This window comes from Pantoea eucalypti (genome assembly GCF_009646115.1).
Classification (GTDB): domain Bacteria; phylum Pseudomonadota; class Gammaproteobacteria; order Enterobacterales; family Enterobacteriaceae; genus Pantoea; species Pantoea eucalypti.
The window spans coordinates 459,812-480,917 of the sequence record NZ_CP045721.1; the positions used below are offsets into that span (position 1 = coordinate 459,812).

At 55.0% G+C, this 21,106-nt stretch carries 20 protein-coding genes; 9 read left to right on the forward strand and 11 right to left on the reverse strand.

Annotated elements, in window-relative coordinates; all coding sequences use genetic code 11:
- The first annotated feature begins 130 nt into the window (after positions 1 to 130).
- From EE896_RS20990 to EE896_RS21000, 3 genes are all read left to right on the forward strand, one after another.
- Positions 131 to 901 (forward strand): transcriptional regulator, encoded by a 771-nt coding sequence (locus EE896_RS20990; RefSeq protein ID WP_008924665.1) that lies wholly within the window; start codon positions 131 to 133, stop codon positions 899 to 901.
- Positions 902 to 1,022: 121 nt separating this feature from the next.
- A complete protein-coding gene (locus EE896_RS20995) occupies positions 1,023 to 1,412 on the forward strand; it encodes a DUF1090 domain-containing protein (RefSeq protein ID WP_140033885.1) in 390 nt (129 codons plus the stop codon).
- A 466-nt stretch (positions 1,413 to 1,878) separates the two neighbouring features.
- On the forward strand, positions 1,879 to 3,153 hold the full coding sequence (locus EE896_RS21000; RefSeq protein ID WP_003855119.1) for a Glu/Leu/Phe/Val family dehydrogenase: 1,275 nt from the start codon (positions 1,879 to 1,881) through the stop codon (positions 3,151 to 3,153).
- Positions 3,154 to 3,195: 42 nt separating this feature from the next.
- Here EE896_RS21000 and EE896_RS21005 read toward each other — a convergent pair whose 3' ends face one another.
- A complete protein-coding gene (locus EE896_RS21005) occupies positions 3,196 to 4,365 on the reverse strand; it encodes an ROK family transcriptional regulator (protein WP_033763325.1) in 1,170 nt (389 codons plus the stop codon).
- Between the two features lie 296 nt (positions 4,366 to 4,661).
- On the opposite strand from EE896_RS21005, the gene EE896_RS21010 reads away from it, so the two are divergent.
- Genes EE896_RS21010 through EE896_RS21030 form a run of 5 tightly spaced genes read left to right on the forward strand, consistent with a single transcriptional unit; the run spans position 4,662 to position 9,691 of the window.
- Positions 4,662 to 5,909 (forward strand): extracellular solute-binding protein, encoded by a 1,248-nt coding sequence (locus tag EE896_RS21010; protein ID WP_008924662.1) that lies wholly within the window; start codon positions 4,662 to 4,664, stop codon positions 5,907 to 5,909.
- Positions 5,910 to 5,918: 9 nt separating this feature from the next.
- Positions 5,919 to 6,827, forward strand: coding sequence for a carbohydrate ABC transporter permease (locus tag EE896_RS21015; RefSeq protein WP_003855113.1), 909 nt, complete (start codon positions 5,919 to 5,921; stop codon positions 6,825 to 6,827).
- Positions 6,817 to 7,656 carry a carbohydrate ABC transporter permease gene (locus EE896_RS21020; RefSeq protein WP_003855111.1) on the forward strand — a complete coding sequence of 280 codons (840 nt, stop codon included), beginning with the start codon at positions 6,817 to 6,819 and terminating at the stop codon, positions 7,654 to 7,656. Before EE896_RS21015 ends, EE896_RS21020 begins: the two co-directional genes overlap by 11 nt.
- A gap of 2 nt (positions 7,657 to 7,658) precedes the next feature.
- Positions 7,659 to 8,606: a carbohydrate kinase family protein gene (locus EE896_RS21025; RefSeq protein WP_110411957.1), complete on the forward strand. Its 948-nt coding sequence runs from the start codon at positions 7,659 to 7,661 to the stop codon at positions 8,604 to 8,606.
- A gap of 2 nt (positions 8,607 to 8,608) precedes the next feature.
- Positions 8,609 to 9,691, forward strand: coding sequence for an ABC transporter ATP-binding protein (locus EE896_RS21030; protein WP_105099744.1), 1,083 nt, complete (start codon positions 8,609 to 8,611; stop codon positions 9,689 to 9,691).
- A 239-nt stretch (positions 9,692 to 9,930) separates the two neighbouring features.
- On the opposite strand, the gene EE896_RS21035 is transcribed toward EE896_RS21030, so the two are convergent.
- Entirely contained in the window at positions 9,931 to 11,871 is a 1,941-nt protein-coding gene (locus EE896_RS21035; protein ID WP_140915703.1) for a methyl-accepting chemotaxis protein, read from the reverse strand.
- A gap of 521 nt (positions 11,872 to 12,392) precedes the next feature.
- Between EE896_RS21035 and EE896_RS21040 the strand changes: the two genes are divergently transcribed.
- Entirely contained in the window at positions 12,393 to 13,526 is a 1,134-nt protein-coding gene (locus tag EE896_RS21040; protein WP_008924656.1) for a Fic family protein, read from the forward strand.
- 74 nt (positions 13,527 to 13,600) lie between these two features.
- Here the strand turns inward: EE896_RS21040 and EE896_RS21045 are convergent, their stop codons facing one another.
- The 9 genes from EE896_RS21045 to EE896_RS21085 all read right to left on the reverse strand — a co-directional run bounded on the left by EE896_RS21045 (position 13,601) and on the right by EE896_RS21085 (position 21,057).
- The gene (locus EE896_RS21045; RefSeq protein ID WP_105099745.1) at positions 13,601 to 13,942 is read right to left on the reverse strand and encodes a YebG family protein; all 342 of its coding nucleotides are present in this window, start codon (positions 13,940 to 13,942) and stop codon (positions 13,601 to 13,603) included.
- A gap of 156 nt (positions 13,943 to 14,098) precedes the next feature.
- Positions 14,099 to 14,893 carry an SIR2 family protein gene (locus tag EE896_RS21050; protein ID WP_003855101.1) on the reverse strand — a complete coding sequence of 265 codons (795 nt, stop codon included), beginning with the start codon at positions 14,891 to 14,893 and terminating at the stop codon, positions 14,099 to 14,101.
- Positions 14,890 to 15,450 carry a non-canonical purine NTP pyrophosphatase gene (locus EE896_RS21055; protein ID WP_003855100.1) on the reverse strand — a complete coding sequence of 187 codons (561 nt, stop codon included), beginning with the start codon at positions 15,448 to 15,450 and terminating at the stop codon, positions 14,890 to 14,892. The genes EE896_RS21050 and EE896_RS21055 overlap by 4 nt, the downstream gene beginning before the upstream one ends.
- 208 nt (positions 15,451 to 15,658) lie before the next feature.
- Positions 15,659 to 16,558, reverse strand: a complete 900-nt coding sequence (locus tag EE896_RS21060; protein ID WP_003855099.1) for an ABC transporter substrate-binding protein — start codon at positions 16,556 to 16,558, stop codon at positions 15,659 to 15,661.
- Positions 16,555 to 17,349, reverse strand: a complete 795-nt coding sequence (locus EE896_RS21065; RefSeq protein ID WP_140915702.1) for an amino acid ABC transporter ATP-binding protein — start codon at positions 17,347 to 17,349, stop codon at positions 16,555 to 16,557. Before EE896_RS21065 ends, EE896_RS21060 begins: the two co-directional genes overlap by 4 nt.
- On the reverse strand, positions 17,333 to 18,259 hold the full coding sequence (locus tag EE896_RS21070; protein WP_008924652.1) for an amino acid ABC transporter permease: 927 nt from the start codon (positions 18,257 to 18,259) through the stop codon (positions 17,333 to 17,335). Before EE896_RS21070 ends, EE896_RS21065 begins: the two co-directional genes overlap by 17 nt.
- A gap of 9 nt (positions 18,260 to 18,268) precedes the next feature.
- Positions 18,269 to 18,781, reverse strand: a complete 513-nt coding sequence (locus tag EE896_RS21075) for a GNAT family N-acetyltransferase (protein WP_003855096.1) — start codon at positions 18,779 to 18,781, stop codon at positions 18,269 to 18,271.
- Between the two features lie 10 nt (positions 18,782 to 18,791).
- Positions 18,792 to 19,733, reverse strand: coding sequence for an ABC transporter substrate-binding protein (locus EE896_RS21080; protein WP_008924650.1), 942 nt, complete (start codon positions 19,731 to 19,733; stop codon positions 18,792 to 18,794).
- 10 nt (positions 19,734 to 19,743) lie between these two features.
- Positions 19,744 to 21,057 (reverse strand): LLM class flavin-dependent oxidoreductase, encoded by a 1,314-nt coding sequence (locus EE896_RS21085; protein ID WP_140915701.1) that lies wholly within the window; start codon positions 21,055 to 21,057, stop codon positions 19,744 to 19,746.
- Positions 21,058 to 21,106 lie beyond the last annotated feature (49 nt).

Sequence of the window (21,106 nt, forward strand, 5' to 3'; positions counted from 1 at the left end):
AGCGAAGCGTCACGCGGCTTTCTCGCCGATTTTACACGGCTTTTCCCTGTTAATTCGCTGTTATAAGGTTCATAGTAGCTACTCATCCCCGGTTCAATACGGCGGCCTTTCCCTCAACAGAGGGCACGATATGCATTCTTTTACTACCGATACTATTTGCGCATTAACGGGTACGCATCCGGCTAATCTTAAGCGCTGGATTAAACAGGGTTTACTGACGGCGCAGCAGAATCCCGACATCTGGAACGATGATCATCTCAGCGAAATCTATGCCTTAGTGGGATTAACTGCTACTGGCGCGACGCCTGAAGAGATCAGAGAGGGACAGCTGGCCGCATCAACGGTCACGACCTATGGCTGGGCAGCGCGTAAAGGCGACATGCTCTGGCAGCTTGAATTTGGCACACCCTTGTCGCTTGCCCGTCAGATGCACAACATGTCCAGCAACTACAGTGGTGATGATTTTATCATCAATCTTTTGCGACCTCTGAGCGTCTGGCTTCATGCCGATCAGCGTCAGGGTGCATCGCGACGCCTGGCGCGTTTTGAGCAATCTGTGCAGCAGCAGGCGGATAAAGTGATGCGCCTCTCATCGCGAAATAAATCATCAGTCCCTTTATTTCTGGAAGCGGTGAGTGTTCTGGATAAGACTGAAATCTGGCTCGAAGCGATTCGTCTTACTGCCATGGGCTTTAATGTCGAGGTGGATTCACATGCAAGTGGAGAACCTGCACTTAAGACCGAGCTTTACCAGCATCATGTCATGTGGTGTGGTGCCGGGATTTCTCAGGAAATGCAGGACTACTTTGAACAGCAGCATCAGAATGGTCACCCGGTAATGCTCAGCGGCCCGGATCGTAACCTGCATTACTTCCACTCTTCTGCATCATCAGCTGCCTGAAGCAGGCAGCCCTCCATTTCCCTTTTTTTCTTCCACCGCCGGTAAATTTTTTTTCGTTAAGAATCTCATAAGCTGGCTCCGTATACTGGTGCCACGATTCTGACTCATTGACGAGACGATAATGAAAAAGACCTTACTGACCTTCTGCCTCTATCTGTTACCACTTAGTTTTACTGTTGCTCATGCGGCCACGGCCCTGACAGGGTGTGCCGCCAAAAAGCAGGCGATCGAAACTCAGCTCTCTTATGCGCGCCAGCATAATAATACCCATCAGGTTGCTGGCCTTGAAAAGGCGCTGCGCGAAGTCGATCAGCACTGTAGCGAAAGCAGCCTGTCAAAGGAACGCCACGAAAAAGTGACAGAGAAAAAGCGCGAAGTACAGGAACGGGAACAGGAACTGGCAAAAGCAAAAGCAGAAGGACGCAGCGCCAGCAAGATCCAGAAGCGTGAAGATAAACTGGCCGAAGCGCGTCAGGAACTGAATGAAGCTGAACAGGCCCTGAGCCGTTAACCATCTTTTGGGTCAGCCCTTTTACTGGCCCGCTATTTTTGTCTTTTCTGCACGACTCCCTCCCTCTTTTCTAAATCACTGATTAGCCAGCGCTATTAGCGCATGACTCATTACTTTATGTAATCCTTTGATTACTTATTCTCATGCACTTAATTGGTGCAACAAAGTCAACACAGATGCGATCAATTATTTAACTTTTTGAGCACCCTCAAAGAATTGAAAGATAGCGATATTTCCCGCCCTATGCATTGAATACGCACTTAAGCCGCATCATTATTCGCATTAAGCCAGTAACTATAACTAATCTATGCACTCGGGTTGCCCCAAAACAGGGCGTCGCTGCACGTCAGCATGCCTGGCACCGCATCTTATTTGTTTCAGGAGTGTTAGATTATGTCCGCGCAATACACTGCGTTTAACGTCCACGGCTCCACACAATAAATAACTTCATTAAGAAAGGTTTTTTATGGATAAGTTATCTTATGCGTCTGAAAGTAGCACATCTGCCTGGTCCACCTATCTGCAACAAATCGACCGGGTTGCGCCTTATCTGGGCGATCTTTCACGTTGGATAGATACTTTGCGTCATCCAAAACGTGCGTTGATTGTTGATATTCCTCTCCAGATGGATGATGGCTCAATTCGCCACTTCGAAGGCTATCGCGTTCAGCACAACCTGTCGCGCGGGCCAGGTAAAGGCGGTATTCGCTACCATCCGGACGTCGACCTTAATGAAGTCATGGCCCTTTCCGCCTGGATGACCATCAAGTGTGCGGCAGTTAACCTGCCCTATGGTGGTGCCAAAGGGGGTATTCGCGTTGATCCTTTCAAACTGTCCGATGGCGAACTTGAGCGACTGACCCGCCGTTATACCAGCGAGATCGGCATTATAATCGGGCCGCAGAAAGATATTCCGGCACCGGATGTTGGCACCAACAGCAAAGTGATGGCATGGATGATGGATACCTACTCCATGAACCACGGTACAACGATCACCGGCGTCGTCACGGGTAAACCTATTCATCTGGGCGGTTCACTGGGACGTGAAAAAGCCACCGGTCGCGGCGTATTCATTACCGGACGCGAAGTGGCGCGTCGTGCCGGTATCGAAATTGAAGGCGCGCGCGTTGCGGTTCAGGGCTTTGGTAACGTGGGTAGCGAAGCAGCACGCCTGTTTGAAGAGGCTGGCGCACGCGTGGTCGTGATTCAGGATCATACCGCCACGCTGTTTAACGCCGATGGTATCAATATGGCCGCGCTGACTGAATGGCAGATCGCCAATAAGCAGATTGCCGGCTTCCCGGGTGCTCAGAATATTGATAAAGAGGCGTTCTGGACCACCGGGATGGATATTCTGATTCCGGCAGCACTGGAAGGACAGATTACCCGCGAGCGTGCTGAAGTCCTGAGTTGCAAAATCGTGCTGGAAGGGGCAAACGGACCAACTTATCCGGATGCCGATGACATGCTGGCAACGCGCGGCATTATCGTGGTACCGGATGTGGTCTGTAACGCGGGTGGCGTAACGGTCAGCTACTTTGAATGGGTGCAGGACATGGCGAGCTTCTTCTGGAGCGAAGATGAGATCAATCGTCGCTCAGATAAAATCATGACGGAAGCGATGGTTCACGTCTGGGAGAAGTCGAAGGAGAAAGATTGCTCGCTCCGCACCGCGGCCTATATCGTGGCGTGTGAGCGCATTCTGATGGCGCGTAAAGATCGCGGTATCTATCCAGGTTAATGTCTGAGGCGCTGTTGCCAGCAACAGCGCCGATTTCCTTGCCTACTTCATCAGCACCTGAAACTGCGGGTTAAATTCATCGAAAATCGGCAAGGCTGCAGCACCCAGCGCAGCGGTATCGCTGCCGGTCATACCAATCTTTAGCCGCATATCAAACAGATAACGTCCCCGCACCGACTGATAAAGCGGTGGCAATCGTTTTATCATCTGCTCCAGCAAAGGCGCAGGCATCATCCCACCTATTATTACCGCTTCAGCATCAAACACCGACTCCAGAATATTGATCGCCTGACGCAACGGCGTCATTACACTCTCAATCCAGGCAGTAAAGCGCGCGGGTTCAATCTGCAACAAATCTTCTGGTAACGCTCGCATCGGATCGAGGCCGCAGAATTCATACGCTGCCTGCAATGAGACATACCGCTCCAGACAGCCCTGATTGCCGCAGTAACAGTCCCTACCGCCCGGCTCCACCACGATGTGTCCGATCTCGCCCGCATTTTGAGCGTGGCCGGTATAGATATGGCCATCGGTGAAGATGCCTGCACCCAGACCGGTGCCGATGTAGAGATAGATAAAGGAATTAAGATGCCGCGCCGTGCCGTGAAAGCGCTCGCCGATAGCGGCCACCGTGGCGTCATTTTCCAGCGTGACCGGTAATCCGCTGATAGTGGCGAGCTCCGCCTCGATATCGACCTGCTCCCAGCCGTTCAGTGTCGTGGGGCCTGTTGATGAGATCCCCTCTACGCCAAAAGGCCCCGGCATCACCACGCCAATACCCAGCACTTTCTGCCACTGAGTACCAAGAAAGGCACGCATCTCTTCCAGCACGCTGGCAATGCACGCCAGAGTGGCAGCAGGCTGAGGCTTTTGCACCATAAGGAGGCGGCGGAAATGCACTTCGCCGCTAAGATCGACCAGCACCAGTAACAGTGTCTGATGATCGAGATGAATCCCGATTGACCACGCACTGGTGGGATTGAGCGTGACCGGAATCGAAGGCTGACCGCGACCGCTGCGGCGCGGCTGTCGGCTGGTCAGCAACTCGGCCTGCTCAAGCTCCGCTACGATATTCGAGACAGTCTGCGGCGTCAGCGCTGTCATGCGAGCCAGTTCGGCACGGGTCAGCTCACCGTGAAGTCGAATGGCTTCAATCACCACACGTCGGTTGTGCGCCCGCGCATGTTCAAGGTTGGTACCCGAGGTTTTCATGTTGTTTTCCATTACAGCGGGGCCTGACAGTATTGGTCCCCAGAGTCGTTCGGGCAAACAATATCTTTGATGCTGCACGCAATTTCTGCACATCAGAATAGGCAATTTTGCCATAAAAGCGCAGTCTGAGTGTTAGCGTTGTTACGGCTTTGTTGCACAGATCTTCAGCACTGTGGCATGCCGTTTGCTTAACTCCTGACAGGTCAGTTTATATGCTGACCAAACTACGCCCCCGATTAAATCAATCAAATTGATTTAATTAACCGACAGCCTGTTGCTGCATAGTGGAGAAGACCATGTCACAGCGTTATACCCCCAAACTGAAAGCCGGTTTTGCTGCCTTACTGATGTTAAGCGCAGGCAGCGCGGCGGCGGCCAGCCAGATCAATGCCCTGTTTATGACTCAGGCGGCTTACAGCGAAAACGATATCCGCGCCATGACGCAAAATTTTCAGAAGCAGCATCCGGATGTCACTGTCAATCTGGAGTTTGTTCCTTACGAAGCGCTGCACGATAAAATTGTGGCAGCGCGCGGTGCAGGCGGTAATGGCTATGATGTGGTGCTCTTTGATGCCATCTGGCCAGCAGAGTTCGCCCGATTTGACCTGCTGCAGGATGTCAGCGCACGCATTACGCCAGAGGAAAAAGAGAAGGTCTTTCCGGGCGCGATGAACACGGTGGTTTACAAGGGTAAGACGCTGGGTATGCCGTGGATTCTGGATACCAAATACCTTTACTACAACAAAGCGATGCTGGCTAAAGCGGGCATCACCACCCCGCCGCAGACCTGGCAGCAGGTGCTGGATGACGCGAAGATCATCAAAGATAAGAAGATCGTCAACTATCCGCTGGTCTGGAGCTGGTCTCAGGCTGAAGCACTGGTGTGTGACTACACCACGCTGGTGTCAGGCTTTGGTGGAAAGTTCTATCAGAACGGCAAGCTCGACTTCTCCAGCCCGGCCTCGCTTAAGGCGCTGAACCTGATGAAAAGTTCGCTCGATGATGGGCTGAGTAATCCAGCATCCCGTGAATATCTGGAAGAAGATGTACGTAAATCATTCTCTAATGGCGATGCGGCTTTCGCGCTGAACTGGACCTACATGTACAACATGGCGAACGATCCTAAGCAGAGCAAAGTGGCGGGCGACGTTGGTATTATGCCAGCGCCGGGCGATGCGCCTGGAAAAGTGGGCGCAGTGAACGGCTCAATGGGACTGGGCATCACCAAAGGCAGTACGCATGCCAATGAGGCGTGGCAGTACATTCAGTACATGACCTCACAGCCTGTCCAGAATCAGTATGCCAAGCTTAGCCTGCCGATCTGGAAATCTTCTTATCAGGATGAGGCGGTGAAAAAGGATCAGGAGAGCCTGATTGCCGCAGCGGATAAATCATTAAACGTGATGCTGTCACGTCCAGAGACTGCTGATTATTCTCGTCTGTCCAATCAGCTGCAGCAGCAGTTACAACAGGTCTTGCTGGGAAAAACCCCGGCGCAGGACGCGATGGCAACGGTTGATAAAAGCGCTGCCCGGCTGCGTTAAGGAGTCATGATGCTGAGTTTGCGTCAACGCGAACAGCGTCAGGCATGGGTGCTGCTTGCACCCATGCTGCTGGTGATGCTGTTGTTAACCGCCTGGCCTCTGCTGCGCACTATCTGGCTGAGCTTTACTGATGCTGCGCTGATTGGCAGCGGTGAGTCACCCGCCTGGATTGGCCTGGAAAACTATCTCTATGCGCTTACCGATCCCGACTTTCGGGCGTCGATCTGGCGCACGCTCTACTTCACCGTTGTATCCGTCACCTTCGAAGGCATCATCGGTGTGCTGGTCGCGCTGCTTTTGAATCAGAAATTCATCGGGCGCAACGTGCTGCGGGTGTTGGTAATTCTGCCATGGGCGCTACCGACCATTGTCAATGCCATGATGTGGCGGCTGAACTTTAACCCTGATTACGGCAGCATTAACGCCCTGCTCAGTCAGCTCGGTATTATTGATGGCTATCGCAGCTGGCTTGGCTCGCCGGATGCGGCACTCAACGCGGTAATGTTCGCGGATATCTGGAAAAACTATCCACTGGTCACGCTACTGGTGCTGGCGGCACTGCAATCGATCCCTGAGGATCTGTTTGAAGCGGCACGGCTGGATGGCGCATCCGCCTGGCGTCGTTTCCGGGCGATTACCTTCCCGGCAATTGTTGCCCCGCTTGGCGTTGCACTGGTATTACGCACCATCGATGCTTTTAAAATCTTCGACATCATCTATGTCATGACGCGCGGCGGCCCGGTGGACAGCACTAAAACCTTAAGCTTTTTCGTCTATCAGGAGTCGTTCAGCTATCTGCGTGCTGGCAGTGGTGCGGCCTACGCAATATTGATGACCCTGATGTGCGCACTGCTTATTACGCTTTACCTGCTGATGTTATGGCATCAGCGTCGCCGGAGTTCCGCTTATGAAAACTAAACTGCGGGGTATGCTGCGTTATATGGCGGCGCTGCTGGTCGCCATCAGCATTCTGGCGCCAATGGGCTGGCTGTTTTTAATGAGCGTCAGTTCTGCCAGTGATCTTTCACGCGTTCCGCTGGAGTGGCTGCCGCGTCAGTGGGATTTCAGCCGCTATCAGGGACTGGTTTCACTGGCACCAAACCAGCCGGGCAACATTTTTCTGCATGCACTCGGCAACAGTTTGCTGGTAGCAACAGTGGCAACGGCGATTTCGTTGCTGCTGGCAATACCGGCGGCATTCAGTTTCTCACGCTACAGCGGACGTGATGCCTGGCTCTCCGGTGCACTGGCGATCTATATGGTGCCGCCGGTGGCGTTTGTTCTGCCGCTCTACTTTCTGCTGCAACAGCTGGGGTTGCTCAACACACGTCCCGGTCTGGTGATGGTCTACTGCTCCCTAATCCTGCCGTTTCTGACCTGGATGCTGAAGAACCAGTTTGACTCGCTGCCGCGTGATATCGAACAGGCAGCGCGTCTGGATGGTCTGCGCTTCTGGCAGGTTCTGCTACGCATCACACTGCCGCTGGCGAAACCAGTGCTCGGTGCCGCAGCACTGTTTGGCTGGCTGCTGGCCTGGGATGAGTTTTTCTACGCGCTGCTGTTCACCAGCAACATTTCAGCACAGACACTGCCAGTCGCGATTGCCGGTTTCACCGCCGGACGTGCCACCGATGACGGGCTGATCGCGGCGATTGGCATTCTGGCTTCGGTGCCGCCACTGTTCATTGCCATCTGGTTGCAGAAGACGCTGGTCAGCGGTCTCACCAGCGGTGGAAGTAAGGGATAATTATGGATAAGACCATTGCGTCCACACTTTATGTGGTGGGCAACATTAATGTCGATTTAATCATGGGTACGCTCGGCGACTGGCCGGCACGCGGTACGGAAGTGATGCTGCAGCACAGTGCGTTACGTCCCGGTGGCTCAGCGGGTAATTGTGCGCTGGCGCTGGAGGCAATGCAGGTGCCGCATCGGGCTATTGCCAATCAGGGTGACGATGGCTTCAGTCACTGGCTCGCCAGCCATTTTCCCCACAGCGCCGCACACTGGCCACGTTACGCCTGTGAGACCTCGCTCACGGTGGGCATAACCCATCCTGATAACGAACGTTCGTTTTTGAGCAATCACGGTCATATTACCGTGCTCACCGCTGACGATGTGCTGGCGCAGTTACCCCAGCAGGCGACGCAGGGCGATATTGTGCTGCTGTGTGGCACCTTTCTCTGTCATGAACTTTATCGCCGCTATCCGACGTTGCTGGCCGCGCTACAGCACCGAGGCTTTTGTGTCGCCGTGGATACCGGCTGGCCGCCTGCGGGCTGGAGTGATGAGCTTCGCCTGGAAATGGGTAACTGGTTGCCTGACTGTGACTGGCTGTTGCTGAATGAAGTGGAAGCGTTGGGTCTGGCGGGCGCAGACCTGCTGGAACAGAGCGGTAAACGGCTGGCGGCTCAGCTCAGTGGTCGCGGTGGTTGCGTGATTAAGTGTGGCGCAGAGGGCGCGCGTCTCTGGTCTGCGGCCTCGGTGCAATTTGCCGCCGGTCAGCCGGTGACGGTAGTCGATACCATTGGGGCCGGTGACAGTTTTAATGCCGGTTTTCTGACTGCACTGCTTTACCGCCAGTCATCGCATACCGCGCTGCGCTGGGGCATTGAAGTGGCCTCACAGGCAATAAGCAGCTCTCCGCGCCGCTATCCCAGCTGGCAACAACTCCAACTATCAAATGAGGTGCGCTGAACATGGCCAGTGTTGAACTTGTACAGGTGGCGAAGCGTTATGGTAAACAGAGCGTGCTGCACCCGCTGGATTTAACCATTCCTGATGGCAGTTTTACTGTTCTGGTCGGCCCCTCCGGCTGCGGAAAATCGACGTTGCTGCGGCTGCTTGCCGGGCTTGATACCGTCTCTGATGGGGCGATTATGCTGGATAAAAAGCGGATTAACGATCTCGATCCTGCCGACCGGGATATCGCCATGGTATTCCAGAGCTATGCGCTCTATCCGCACCTCACCGTTGCAGAGAATCTGGCGTTTCACATGCAGGTAAAAAAGGTGAAGCGCGAGGAGCAGAAAAGCAAAATCGCCCGCATCGCCGGCATTCTCGGCATCGATCAGCTCTTACAGCGTTATCCACGGGCCTTGTCCGGCGGACAGCGGCAGCGTGTAGCGATGGGACGGGCCATGGTCCGCAACCCACAGGTATTTCTGTTCGATGAGCCGCTCTCGAACCTGGATGCCCAGTTACGTATGGAGCTTCGTGCCGAAATTAAATCCCTCCATCAGCGCTTCAACACCACGATGGTTTACGTTACCCACGATCAGGTCGAGGCGATGACGCTGGCGGATCAGATTGTGGTAATGAAAGAGGGCGTGATTGTGCAACAGGGCGCGCCGCTGGCGATTTATGATCGGCCGGTTAACACCTTTGTGGCGCGTTTTATCGGTTCGCCGCCAATGAACCTGATGGATGCCTGCTTCCAGTCACGGGATGGCCTGCCTGGTGTTTGCTGTGGTAAGCAGTGGCTGCCATTGCCGCCTCGCTGGCACCGTGCCGCTCAGCAGCAGGCCGGCCAGCCGGTTACGCTGGGCGTGCGCCCTCACGATCTGATTTTTGATGCCAGCGGACAACCCGCTGCGGTAAATATTGTCGAGATCACGGGTGAATCAACGCTGTTGCATCTGAACTGGCAGGGTTTCCCGCTGCATATGCAGTTGAGCGGTCGTAGTGACGCCATGCCTGGCGGTACGCTAGCGGTCACCGTAAACCCGGAAAAAATGCACCTGTTTGATGCCAGCAGCGGTGAGCGGCTGACGGAGCAATGATTAATCTGAAGTCAGTAGTGAATGCAGGGGGCAAACCCGCTTAAAGCGATGGGAGCATACGCCTGTAGCAACGCATCGCGGGCTATGGACAAAAAACTCCCGGCGCTTTTTGAACAACGTAAAGCGTTAGCCCGGCTAAGGACGCACCTCAGGGCTGAGGTGCGTCATCGCCACGTTGAGTCGCCATGGATGGTGCTCTTGCGTCTTTGCGTAAGGCGTATGCTCCCTGAGCTGCATCCTTATGCCAGATGGAACTGCTCCACCGTCTGTGACAGCTGCTGCGCCTGATCTTCCAGTGAGCTGGCGGCCGCCGACATCTGCTGCACCAGCGCGGCGTTCTGTTGGGTCACGCCATCCATTTCATTGACGGCAATCGTCACCTGGCTGATGCCACGCGCCTGTTCGCTTGATGCAGTAACAATCTCACCAATGATGCCCTGCACTGAATTGACCGCGTGCATCATCTCCTGCATGGTTTTACCGGCATCGTTTACCAGCCTGACACCACTCTCGACTCGCACGCTCGACTCTTCAATCAGTGCGCCAATCTCCTTAACCGCGTTCGCGCTGCGCTGGGCAAGGTTACGCACTTCAGAGGCGACTACCGCAAAACCACGGCCCTGTTCTCCGGCACGTGCGGCTTCCACCGCCGCGTTCAGCGCCAGAATATTGGTCTGAAAGGCAATGCTGTTGATCATCGTGGTAATGTCGCCGATCTTTTTCGAGCTGTCATCGATCTGCGCCATGGTCTGCACCACCTCACCCACCAGCGAGGCACCGCGACTGGCAATATGCGTCGCGTTTTCAGTCAGGCTGGTTGCCTGCTGTGCATTGTCGGCATTCAGACGAATCGTGGCGCTGATCTGCTCCATACTGGCTGCGGTCTGCTCCAGCGCAGCAGCCTGTTCCTCGGTGCGTGATGCCAGATTGAGGTTGCCGCTGGCGATCTCGCCCGCGCCCTGACGTACTGATTCACTGGAATCTTTTATCTGTCCAACAATCTGTCGGAGCTGGCTTTGCATGGTGCTAAGCGCGAAGAACAGGCTGCTGCTATCCCCCCTCTTCACCGGGATCCGGTTATCCAGCTTGCCATCAGCAACGGCCAGGGCAATATGCGCCGCTTCAACCGGCTCGCCCCCAATTGGACGCAGCACTTTACGGCTGAACAGCATGCCCAGTACCGCGCCGACCAGCAGAACGCTGACGACCATCAGGATCACCGCCCACATCAGCTGCTGGGTGGATGCGGCCATCACCTGACTGACCGGTGCAACAACGCCCAGATACCAGGCTTTGTCGCTGTTCCCAATCACTACTGGCTGCCAGGTAACCAGGGCATCTTCACCCAGCACGGCATCAAAATGCTGTACGACTTTCGACGTAAAGCCATCTTTTTCCCCTTTCCACGGTTTCCCAGCCTCATCTTTCACCGGCGAGGAGACAACGTTACCGTTACTGGAGAGTAGCAACGCATAGCCGCTGCCCTGCCAGGGTTTAATCTGATTCACTTTCTGTTGTAGTGAAGCCAGGGATATATCAGAGGTGACAACTGCTTTTAAGGTGCCCTGATCCATAATGACGGCCGCTACGGAGGTGAGCAGGGTCGGCACGCCGTTATAGGCATAACTATAGGGTTCGGTAAGCGTGTCTTTTTGTGATTTTTGCGGAACCAGATAGTAATCGCCCTGACCCGGCGTCAGATAAGAGAGCAGCGGATGCATGGCATATTTACCTGCTGCGTCACGATCCACAAAAAAGGCATAGCGCCCCTGTGGCGCCTGTCCAGGCTGTGAGGCGAACTCTGCATCACGGCCATCAAACGCATTCTGTTCAAAGATGACTGACATCGACAGATAGTCAGGATTCGCGCGTAACGCATATTCCATCACTTTATCGACCGCTTTGCGATCGGTAATACCGGCGCGGGGTAACGCGATCAGACTTTGACCGAGAAGGCTGGCAACATCGCGGGCATGGCTCAGCTCCTGCTGCACCTGCAAGGCACGGCTTTGCGCAATCTGCTGCAGATATTTTTCGGCCAGTAGTTTTTGTTCTTTACCTGATTGCCAGTTGAGGACCCCAATTGTCACGGTAAATCCCAGCACTATCGTTAAACCACCCATGATTAACATCTGCGCACGGGTACTCATTTTTTTCTTATGCGTTACCTGACCGGCCATAGTGATTCCCCTGGAATTTACCTGCCTCAATACCTCCCTGTGTTCATGGTGCTCCTGAGATCATTTATCGGCGGCGTTTTTTTGAACTTTAATGGGGCTTATCCTGCCGTGATGGGGGTCTCAACGTGCGCGGTACAGGAAAGTTGATCGCCAGGGGAAGATGGCAAAACTGCAGAACGGGCTTTTTTTGATCTGCAACAATATCGCCGTCCGCTATTACTGTCAGTTTATGTCAACAGTTGCTGTAGCCCCCTTATCGCAGTGGAGAGAGAACAATGATCGGTAAATCAGGATTGGCTGTTGGGATGGTTGTCTGGCTAGCGTATATCGCCTGGATCGTTCACTACTATTCAGACACTTTTATGCAGTTCTCCCGCTAGTAAACAGGGCCTTCGGGTCCTTTTCTTTGCCTGCCATTCCGCACGGTTGGCCTGTGAGCCAAATATCCGCTATTATCGACTCATCTCGTGAGCCGATTAACCACACTTATTCGGCTCATTCTCTTTAACCGTGAGTGGATGATGAGCGTTGACTGGATCTGGCAACAGCCGGAATGGCCCCAATTTCACTGGCAGGATAACGAGCTGCTACCACGCCTGCGCCATTTGCAGCAGCAGCGCGGTTTGCTGCTTGGCCGCGCCAGCCTGCAGTCAGACACTGAATCACAGACGCTGGATACCCTGTTGGGTAATATTCTTTCCTCTTCGGCAATCGAAGAGGAGCGGGTCAACGTGCAGTCAGTTCGCTCGTCTCTGGCGCGCCGGTTAGGCGTTACGGAAACGCAGCCCTATCCGGTCTCGGATCGGTCAGAAGGACTTGCCGCGATGATGCTCGATGCCATCAACAATCGCAGCCAGCCATTAACGCTGGAACGGTTATTTCAGTGGCACCACTGGCTCTTCCCGGCAGATGAATGGACAGTACAGCGCCTGAGCGTCGGGACGTTGCGTGGCAGTGAACCGATGCAGGTGGTTTCAGGACGCATAGATCGTCCCACGGTACATTTTGAAGCCCCACCGCGACACGGACTGGAGCAACAGCTGGCACAGTTCATCGCGTGGTTTAACAGCAGTCAGCATGATGTGATGCTGGACCCGCTACTGCGGGCCGCCATCTGCCATCTGTGGTTTGTCACGCTACACCCTTTTGATGATGGCAATGGCCGTATCACGCGAGCATTGACCGATCTCGCCCTGGCACAGGCTGACAGCCAGAGCATCCGCCTGTACGCCATGTCTCCGGCAATACTGGCGCAGCGTGCCGGGTATTACCGCATCCTTGAGCAGACGCAGAAAGGCGGCCTTGATATCACCCGTTGGCTGGTGTGGTTTCTGGATATCCTGGATGAGAGCCTGAAACAGGCATTGGATGTTATCGATCGCACACAGTTGAAAGCGCGATTCTGGTTACGACATCAGGGGATGGCATTAAGTCCGGAACAGGTAAAAGTCCTTAACCGGCTGTTAGACGGTGGCGAGCAGGGTTTCGAACAGGGGATAAGCGCCAGCCAGTATCAGAAAGTCGCGAAAGTAAGTAAAGCCACGGCGACCCGTCATCTGGCGGATCTGGTTGAAAAAGGCTGTCTGTTCCGGCTTGAGGGAGGCGGCAGAAGCACCCGCTATCAGGTTAAAACCCGCGAGATACTTACAGATTAATGGGATGAAAGCGGTGATCAAACCGTTATTCAAAAACAGCAACGCCGGAAGGTTCGCTTCCGGCATTGTGGCAATTACGCGGCTTTAACAGCGCGCACTTTCCTGGCAGCAGGCTCTTCAGCCTGATCATCCGCGCCAGCCTCTGACACGGCTTCCGGTTGAGAGACGGAGACTGCCGCTTCCGGCAATTTGCTGGTGCGCAGAATATGCTGAACCGCATCTTTCTGTTCTGCAATCAGCAGGCCCAGGGTTTCAGCCTGAGATTCATCCAGTGCAGGTTGATGCTGTAACAGCCAGTCAGTGAAAGCTTCGGCCATATCGAGCATTTTGTCGTAGGCATCGGCCTCTTTCTTATTGGCAAACGTCATCTTCTCTTCACCCTTTCTGACTACAACAAATTTTGTTTCAACAGCCATCTTTTCGCCCTCAGGTACTGTGTATACATACAGTATATCATGCCGGTTATGCTTTGCCAGCAGAGAATAGAGTTTATCGGTTATGCACCGGCTAACCTTAACCGGGCGCAGGTTTTTTTTATTTTCCTGAGACTTCTCTGCCGGAAACTGCGCTGACTAGACCAGCAACTCTTCGAGAAACATCGCCAGCGCCTTGCGTGGATCGTCTTCTTCAGAGACGATCACCTCGATCCCCCACTGCCCCAGCACCTCTTTGGCCACCGGGTTATTACGGTTAGTGAACAGATACGATTTTGGTCGCGCCGTCGCCAGCCCGGTGCGGCCCCACATTTTGGTCAGACGGTAAAACAGCAGGCGAATGTTGAAATCACTGATGCTGTAGCCGACAAACAGCACAGAATTGCCCATCACGTCATGGGTCAGCTTAATGTCCAGCGGCGAGTCAAAATAGAGACGTTCGAAATAGCTGCTCTCATCAAGCACGATTGAGGTGTCATCATCGAAGTCACCGTGCAGTTTGATGATGTGGCGCTTATCTTCGGTCAAAGAGACCAGGTCGGCAGCATTGGCCACTTTATAATAGGGTACGCCGTGTGCGTCGTGCGCCGCCTCCAGCCAGCGATCATAGTTAGTGGTGTAAATGCGGGAGAAGTTACCCTGGGTAATCATGGTATGAATTTCAGAAGACCGGACATCGATATCCGGACGGTGCCACTCGCGATCCATCCAGCTGCGCAGCGGGCCTAACGAACCTTTCTTCTGCTTGTAATACTCCGCCAGCGACAGATGCGTGCCATAGGTATTAAAGATTTTGGGATCGTAACCCAGCTCGTTTGCAAGATGCGCAATCAGTTCGTGCCACTCGGGAAGACCAAAATTGCGCGAAATACCGGCACCGGCAAATAGAATCAGTTTGCCGGAATCATAGGCGCGCTTAAGTTCAGGTTTCATGCCACTCCCCGCGAGGTTTTTAAAAAGGTAGCGAAGCGATCCAGCGCAATGCGCCGCATCGAAATCTCATTCTTGAGTTCACCCATTTCCGCAAAGGTCTGGTCATAGCCTTCGGGAATAAACACACAGTCCCACTGAAAGCCGCGTGTCCCGGCAGGTTTCGCGGCGATGGTGCCACGCAGTTCGCCAGAAAACTGATACATTTTACGGCCATCGCAATAGCCCAGCACCGTTTTAGCCGTCACGGCCTGGCTGTCGAGCCCCTGCACCAGCGCGGTAAAGCGCTCAGCGTCCAGGCGGTTCCAGAAGATACGGGTCAGACCAGCGGGCAGACCATTGAGGCCATCCAGATAGAGGCCGGTATGCTCCACGAACAGCGGTCGCCCAATCAGCGAAAACGCCTTGGTAAGTTTGTCACGCACCAGGTCGAGCTCGTTTTCAGTCTGAATTTCTTCGATGCGACGGGCAATGGGCAGCACTTCGACCCCGATGGGTTCGAGTATCTTGCGCACCTCAGCCAGTTTTGGTTCATTGGCAGAAAGGAATCTGATTTTCATGGGGCTTCCAGGTTAATTACTCCACCAGGCAATGAATGTTAACGGAAACAGGCGGGCAGGATAAATCACTAACGCTGAAGAGTGTAGCTCAATTCGGTGAGGCGCTGCGAGCCGGGGGCGGTCAGACGAGAGAGGCGCGGGAGGAGATCCAACATTGTTCTGGCTCACTTTTTTAATGAAAAGCCGGAACAGCGCCGGCTCTGTGGACTCAGTAAACAATGCCCGGTGGATTTACTGTGGAGTGCGTAATAGCTTCATCCTGTTCGCCCCAGCGGGCCAGCACCTGCTGATACTGACCGCCCGTAATGGTGCCGTCGAGCGCAGCCTGTAGCGCCGGGGCCAGACCATTGCCCTTTTTGGTGGTCACGGCAACCCAGGCGCGAAACGGCCCACTGCCCACCAGCTTTGTCTGACCGCGTGACGCCACTTTCCAGGCCGCCATGGAGTGAGGTCCAAACATCGCATCGGCCCGCCCAGACAGCAGCGTCAGCGTCGCCGATGCATCATCAGTAAGGTAGATCGGCGTTACCGCAGGCAGACCTTTGGCCCGATTCTGCTGATCCCAGCTCAGCAATATGCGCTCCTGATTGGTGCCCGACGAGACGATAATCCGCTTGCCGGCAATATCAGCCGGGCTATTAATCCGGCTGATGTGACTGTCGCTTTTCACTGCAAAGGCGTGGTTGTCGGCGCGATAGGTCGCAAAATCGAACTTCTTCTTGCGCTCTTCAGTAACGGCTATATTGAACATCGCGACATCATAGCGTCCGGCGCTGATGCCCAGCGGCCAGTCCTCCCATGAAGCCGGAACCAGCTTCAGCTTTAAGCCCAGGCTGTCCGCCAGCAGTCTGGCAATATCCGGGTCACTGCCAATCCGTGTCACGTTGTCTGACGCCAGCAGTGACAGCGGCGGTGAGTTGGTGGCTGAGGTCGCAACCGTCAGCGTACCAGCTTCGATAAAATGAAAACCAGCGGGAATTTTAGCGATCGCCTGCGGATTAGCCGGGGCAGGGATCGGCACCTCATTTTTAAGCACATCAAGCTTCTCTGCCGCTGAACAGGTCAGCGCCGGAAGAAGCATCAGCGCGGTAAACGTTAGCCCTCTCATAACACGCGCGCCAGGAAACGGCGGGTGCGTTCATGACGCGGATGATTGAGCACCTGCGTCGTGCTGCCCTGCTCCACAATCCGGCCATCCACCATAAAGACCACGTTATCCGCCACTTCCCGGGCAAAGCCGATCTCATGCGTCACAATCACCAGCGTAGTCCCGGAACGTGCAAGCTTTTTAATCACGTCGAGGACTTCGCCGACCAGCTCCGGGTCCAGCGCCGAGGTCGGCTCATCGAACAGCATGACACGCGGATTAAGCATCAGCGCACGCGCAATAGCGATGCGCTGCTGCTGCCCGCCCGACAGATGACGTGGCCAGGCATCCGCTTTATGGCGCAGGCCCACAATATCCAGCAGTTCACCGGCGCGCTGTATCGCTTCCGTTTTCGTTAACTGCCGATGCGCAATCGGCGCTTCAATCAGGTTATCCAGCACGCTGAGGTGTGGGAATAGATTGAAATTCTGGAACACATAGCCGACGTTGATGCGCTGGCGCAGAATCGCCTTCTCTTTCAGCTCATAAAGCTTATTGCCGCGTTGCTGATAGCCGATGTAGTCACCATCAATCTGAATAAATCCCTCATCGACCCGCTCCAGATGATTAATGATGCGCAGCAGCGTGGATTTACCGGAACCGGAGGGGCCAAGAATCACCGTTACTGAACCGGGTTCCAGCGACAGCGAAACATCATCCAGCGCTTTATGTTTACCAAAACGTTTACTGACCCCGGTGATACTGATGGCTCCGGTGGTGTGTGAAGTGCGGTAATCAATGGCTTCTGACATGGCTGATCTCCTCGGTTGGATGAAGGGGTGTGACGCGGTTGCGCCACTGTCGCCAGCGAGAGGGTTGCGGTTCACGCGTGACGCTGCGGGCCATCCAGCGTTCAGCGTTATACTGAATCACGGACAATACGGTGGTAATAATCAGATACCAGGCGGCCCCCACCATCAGTAGCGGGATCACTTCCTGATTACGGTTGTAGATCATCTGGATGGTGTAAAACAGCTCCGGCATCGCCAGCACGTAAACCACGGAAGTGCCCTTCGCCAGGCTGATGATCTCGTTAAAGGCGACAGGAATAATGGCGCGCAGTGCCTGCGGCAGAATGATGCGGAAGGTGCGGCGCGTGGCGGAGAGACCCAACGCGGACGCGGCTTCTACCTGACCGTGATCGACACCGAGGATCCCGCCACGAATAATCTCCGCACTGTAAGCCGCCTGCACCAGCGTCAGACCAATAACGGCAGCCTGAAACTGGCCCAGTACGTTAATCGTCTGATACGCGCCCCACGACAGACCGGTGAACGGAATGCCGATCGACAGGGTGTCGTAAAGATAGGAGAAGTTATAAAGAATAATCAGCACGACAATCAGCGGCAGTGACCTGAACAGCCAGATATAACCCCACGCCAGCGTGCTCAGCAGCCATGACGAGGAAAGTCGCGCCAGCGCCAGCAGACCGCCCAAAAGCAGGCTGAATACTGTGCCCAGAAGGGTCAGCAGCAGCGTCTGACCCAGGCCATGCAGGATCACAGGATCAAAGAACCAGCGGGCAAACACGCTCCACTCCCAGCGTGGGTTAAAGGCCACCGACTGCACCACGCCCGCCAGTATAAACAGCGCCACGATAGCCCCGGCGGTGCGTGCCGGGTAGCGCGCTGGCACCACCTGTAGTTGTTGATGCTTGCTCATCGTCACTCCTTAACTCGCTTCGGCGACGTTATAAACGCCGATAACTTTACTAAAACGCAGTCGTCCGTCATGGGGCGGCTGGCCGTAACGCTCCAGATCGCCGCTGAGATCAAAATGAGGCTGATAGCCGTGGCCGGTATAGAGCCGTACCGCTTCCGGCTGGCGAAAGCCGGTGGTGAGAAACAGCCGCTGATAACCTGCCTGCAGCGCACGCCGCTCCAGCTCCTGTAACACCACCAGCGCCAGCCCCTGACGACGCAGATCGCTGCGTGTCCAGATACGTTTCAGCTCGGCGGTTTGTGGATCACAGGGTTTGTAAGCGCCCATCGCGATAATCTCGCCGTCACGCTCCAGCACAATAAACAGCCCCTGCGGCGGCAGATACCATTCGGTCAGTTCCTGCTCTTTATGCCGGGCAAAGTAGTCACCATAGCGCGCGGAATATTCATCAAATAGCCCGCCGAGAATCGGCTGGAGCGCTGGTGCATCGGGTGAAACATCGCGAAAAGTGGATTCACTCATGGTCAGCTCCTTAGTCGCCCAGTCCGGCGGGATTGATTTCTGAACGGTCGATCTTCTCAACACCTTCACCCCAGCGGTTCAGCACCTTCTGATAGTCGCCATTGCCGATCACGCCGTTCAGCGCAGTACTGATCGGTTCCGCCAGGCCGCTGCCTTTCTTCACGGTAACGGCGATGTGCGCCGCTTTTGGCCAGCCACCATCGACACTGCCCACCAGGCGGGTTTTACCCGTCAGTGCCGCTTTCCAGGCTCCAATCACGTTGGGACCGAAGTATGCATCTGCGCGGCCTGCCTGCAGCGCCAGCGTTTGAGCCGCATCATCTTTGGCGTAGATCGGCGTAAAGGCTTTAAGTCCCTTTGCCTGATTCTCTTTATCCCATGCCAGCAGAATCGCCTCCTGATTGGTGCCGGATCCCACGATGATCCGCAGCCCGGCGATATCCTCTGCTTTAGTCAGTGATTTTATCGGGCTGCTGGTTTTGACATAAAAACCCAGGGAGTCTTTACGGTAGGTAGCAAAGTCGAATTTCTCTTTACGATCTTTGGTCACGGTGATGTTGGAGATCGCCGCGTCATACTTGCCTGAGGCCACACCCAGCGGCCAGTCTTCCCACGACGCAGGCACGACGTTGAGTTTCAGTCCCAGGCTGTCAGCGACAAGCCGGGCAATGTCCACTTCACTGCCGAGCAGGGTTTTGTTGTCGTCGGAAAACACGGTGAGCGGTGGCGAATTCAGTGCCGCAACCGCCACGGTAAAGGAACCTGGCACCACAAAGTGATGACCGGCAGGCAACTGAGCGATGGCATCCGGATTCTTCACGGTATTGACTGGCGCTTTATTCGCTTCAAGACTGACCCGCTGGCCGTTATAGGAAACGCGGGTATCTTCCGCCAGCGCATGGCTGCTGGCCGCCAGAATAAGCAGGGCGAGAAGAGGTGATGTTTTTTTCATGGCCTGTGCCCTATTGTGAGGTGAACTGATTAACGGGTTGTTTCAGGGCAAAGCTGTCGCGCAGGGTGCTGCCCGGATAGTCGCGACGCGTCAGCCCGCGAGCCTGCAGAATCGGCACCACGCGGTCGACAAAGCGTTCAAAGGTATCGGGCGTACCGCCATTGATGATGAAGCCGTCAGCGGCCTGGGTCTCAAACCACTGCTGAAGACCATCGGCGACCTCTTCCGGTGTACCGTGGAACAGCGGGCGCGGCGTGGCGGCTTCCAGCGCCGCCTGACGCAAGGTGTGACCGTGCTCTCTGGCTTTGCGTTTGATCTCGTCGGTGGTGCTGCGGAAGCTGTTCTGACCTATGTCGCCAATATCCGGGAACGGCTGATCCAGCGGGTATTGTGAAAAGTCGTGATGGTCGAAGAAACGCCCCAGGTAATTAAGCGCATCGGTAATTGATACCAGCGCCGCCGTGGTCTGATACTGGCGCTCCACATCCTCTGCATCATCGCCAACAATCACGCTGACACCCTGGAAGATGTGCAGATCCTCTGGCTGACGGCCATTCGCCTCCAGTTGCTGCTTCACATCCTGATAAAACGCCTGCGCCTCTTCGCGGGTCGGCTGATGGGTAAAGATGGCGTCAGCGTGGCGCGCCGCCAGCTTTTTACCGTCCTCAGAGGCCCCGGCCTGGAAGATAATCGGACGGCCCTGCGGCGTGCGGGCAATGTTCAGCGGCCCCTGCACCTGGAAGAAGTCACCGTGATGATCGAGCGTATGTAACTTTGCCGGATCGAAGAACTGCCCACTCGCTTTGTCGCGCACAAAAGCATCCTGCTCCCACGAATCCCATAAACCTTTCACCACCTGCAGATACTCATCGGCAATGCGGTAACGCAACGCATGCTCAGGATGTTTCTGGCGGGAAAAGTTTTTTGCGGAACCTTCCAGCGGCGAGGTCACCACATTCCACCCCGCGCGACCGCCGCTGAGGTGATCGAGGCTGGCAAACTGACGCGCCACGGTGAACGGCTCGCTGTAGGACGTGGAAACGGTGCCGACCAGTCCCAGATGTTCCGTAACGCCCGCCAGGGCAGACAGGAGTGTCAGCGGTTCAAAGCGATTGAGAAAGTGTGGTATCGATTTCTCATTAATAAATAATCCGTCGGCGACAAACAGGAAGTCGAGCTTGCCCTGCTCCGCTTTACGGGCGATTTTTTTGGCGTAATCCAGGCTGATGCTGGCATCAGCCTGTGCCGCAGGATGGCGCCAGGCGGACATGTTTCCCGATGCGCCATGCAGAATAGTGCCCAGCCGAAGTTGTCTTGTGGTCATGATGCTCTCTCTTTTTTAGTCGTAGCGGTGCCCGACGACGGTGTTCAGA

What these genes read in the sequence shown, in the direction of transcription:
- EE896_RS20990 (WP_008924665.1), top strand. Translation starts at nt 131, where the DNA reads ATGCATTCTTTTACTACCGATACTATTTGCGCATTAACGGGTACGCAT.
- EE896_RS20995 (WP_140033885.1), top strand. Translation starts at nt 1,023, where the DNA reads ATGAAAAAGACCTTACTGACCTTCTGCCTCTATCTGTTACCACTTAGT.
- EE896_RS21000 (WP_003855119.1), top strand. Translation starts at nt 1,879, where the DNA reads ATGGATAAGTTATCTTATGCGTCTGAAAGTAGCACATCTGCCTGGTCC.
- EE896_RS21005 (WP_033763325.1), bottom strand. Translation starts at nt 4,365, where the DNA reads ATGAAAACCTCGGGTACCAACCTTGAACATGCGCGGGCGCACAACCGA.
- EE896_RS21010 (WP_008924662.1), top strand. Translation starts at nt 4,662, where the DNA reads ATGTCACAGCGTTATACCCCCAAACTGAAAGCCGGTTTTGCTGCCTTA.
- EE896_RS21015 (WP_003855113.1), top strand. Translation starts at nt 5,919, where the DNA reads ATGCTGAGTTTGCGTCAACGCGAACAGCGTCAGGCATGGGTGCTGCTT.
- EE896_RS21020 (WP_003855111.1), top strand. Translation starts at nt 6,817, where the DNA reads ATGAAAACTAAACTGCGGGGTATGCTGCGTTATATGGCGGCGCTGCTG.
- EE896_RS21025 (WP_110411957.1), top strand. Translation starts at nt 7,659, where the DNA reads ATGGATAAGACCATTGCGTCCACACTTTATGTGGTGGGCAACATTAAT.
- EE896_RS21030 (WP_105099744.1), top strand. Translation starts at nt 8,609, where the DNA reads ATGGCCAGTGTTGAACTTGTACAGGTGGCGAAGCGTTATGGTAAACAG.
- EE896_RS21035 (WP_140915703.1), bottom strand. Translation starts at nt 11,871, where the DNA reads ATGGCCGGTCAGGTAACGCATAAGAAAAAAATGAGTACCCGTGCGCAG.
- EE896_RS21040 (WP_008924656.1), top strand. Translation starts at nt 12,393, where the DNA reads ATGAGCGTTGACTGGATCTGGCAACAGCCGGAATGGCCCCAATTTCAC.
- EE896_RS21045 (WP_105099745.1), bottom strand. Translation starts at nt 13,942, where the DNA reads ATGGCTGTTGAAACAAAATTTGTTGTAGTCAGAAAGGGTGAAGAGAAG.
- EE896_RS21050 (WP_003855101.1), bottom strand. Translation starts at nt 14,893, where the DNA reads ATGAAACCTGAACTTAAGCGCGCCTATGATTCCGGCAAACTGATTCTA.
- EE896_RS21055 (WP_003855100.1), bottom strand. Translation starts at nt 15,450, where the DNA reads ATGAAAATCAGATTCCTTTCTGCCAATGAACCAAAACTGGCTGAGGTG.
- EE896_RS21060 (WP_003855099.1), bottom strand. Translation starts at nt 16,558, where the DNA reads ATGAGAGGGCTAACGTTTACCGCGCTGATGCTTCTTCCGGCGCTGACC.
- EE896_RS21065 (WP_140915702.1), bottom strand. Translation starts at nt 17,349, where the DNA reads ATGTCAGAAGCCATTGATTACCGCACTTCACACACCACCGGAGCCATC.
- EE896_RS21070 (WP_008924652.1), bottom strand. Translation starts at nt 18,259, where the DNA reads ATGAGCAAGCATCAACAACTACAGGTGGTGCCAGCGCGCTACCCGGCA.
- EE896_RS21075 (WP_003855096.1), bottom strand. Translation starts at nt 18,781, where the DNA reads ATGAGTGAATCCACTTTTCGCGATGTTTCACCCGATGCACCAGCGCTC.
- EE896_RS21080 (WP_008924650.1), bottom strand. Translation starts at nt 19,733, where the DNA reads ATGAAAAAAACATCACCTCTTCTCGCCCTGCTTATTCTGGCGGCCAGC.
- EE896_RS21085 (WP_140915701.1), bottom strand. Translation starts at nt 21,057, where the DNA reads ATGACCACAAGACAACTTCGGCTGGGCACTATTCTGCATGGCGCATCG.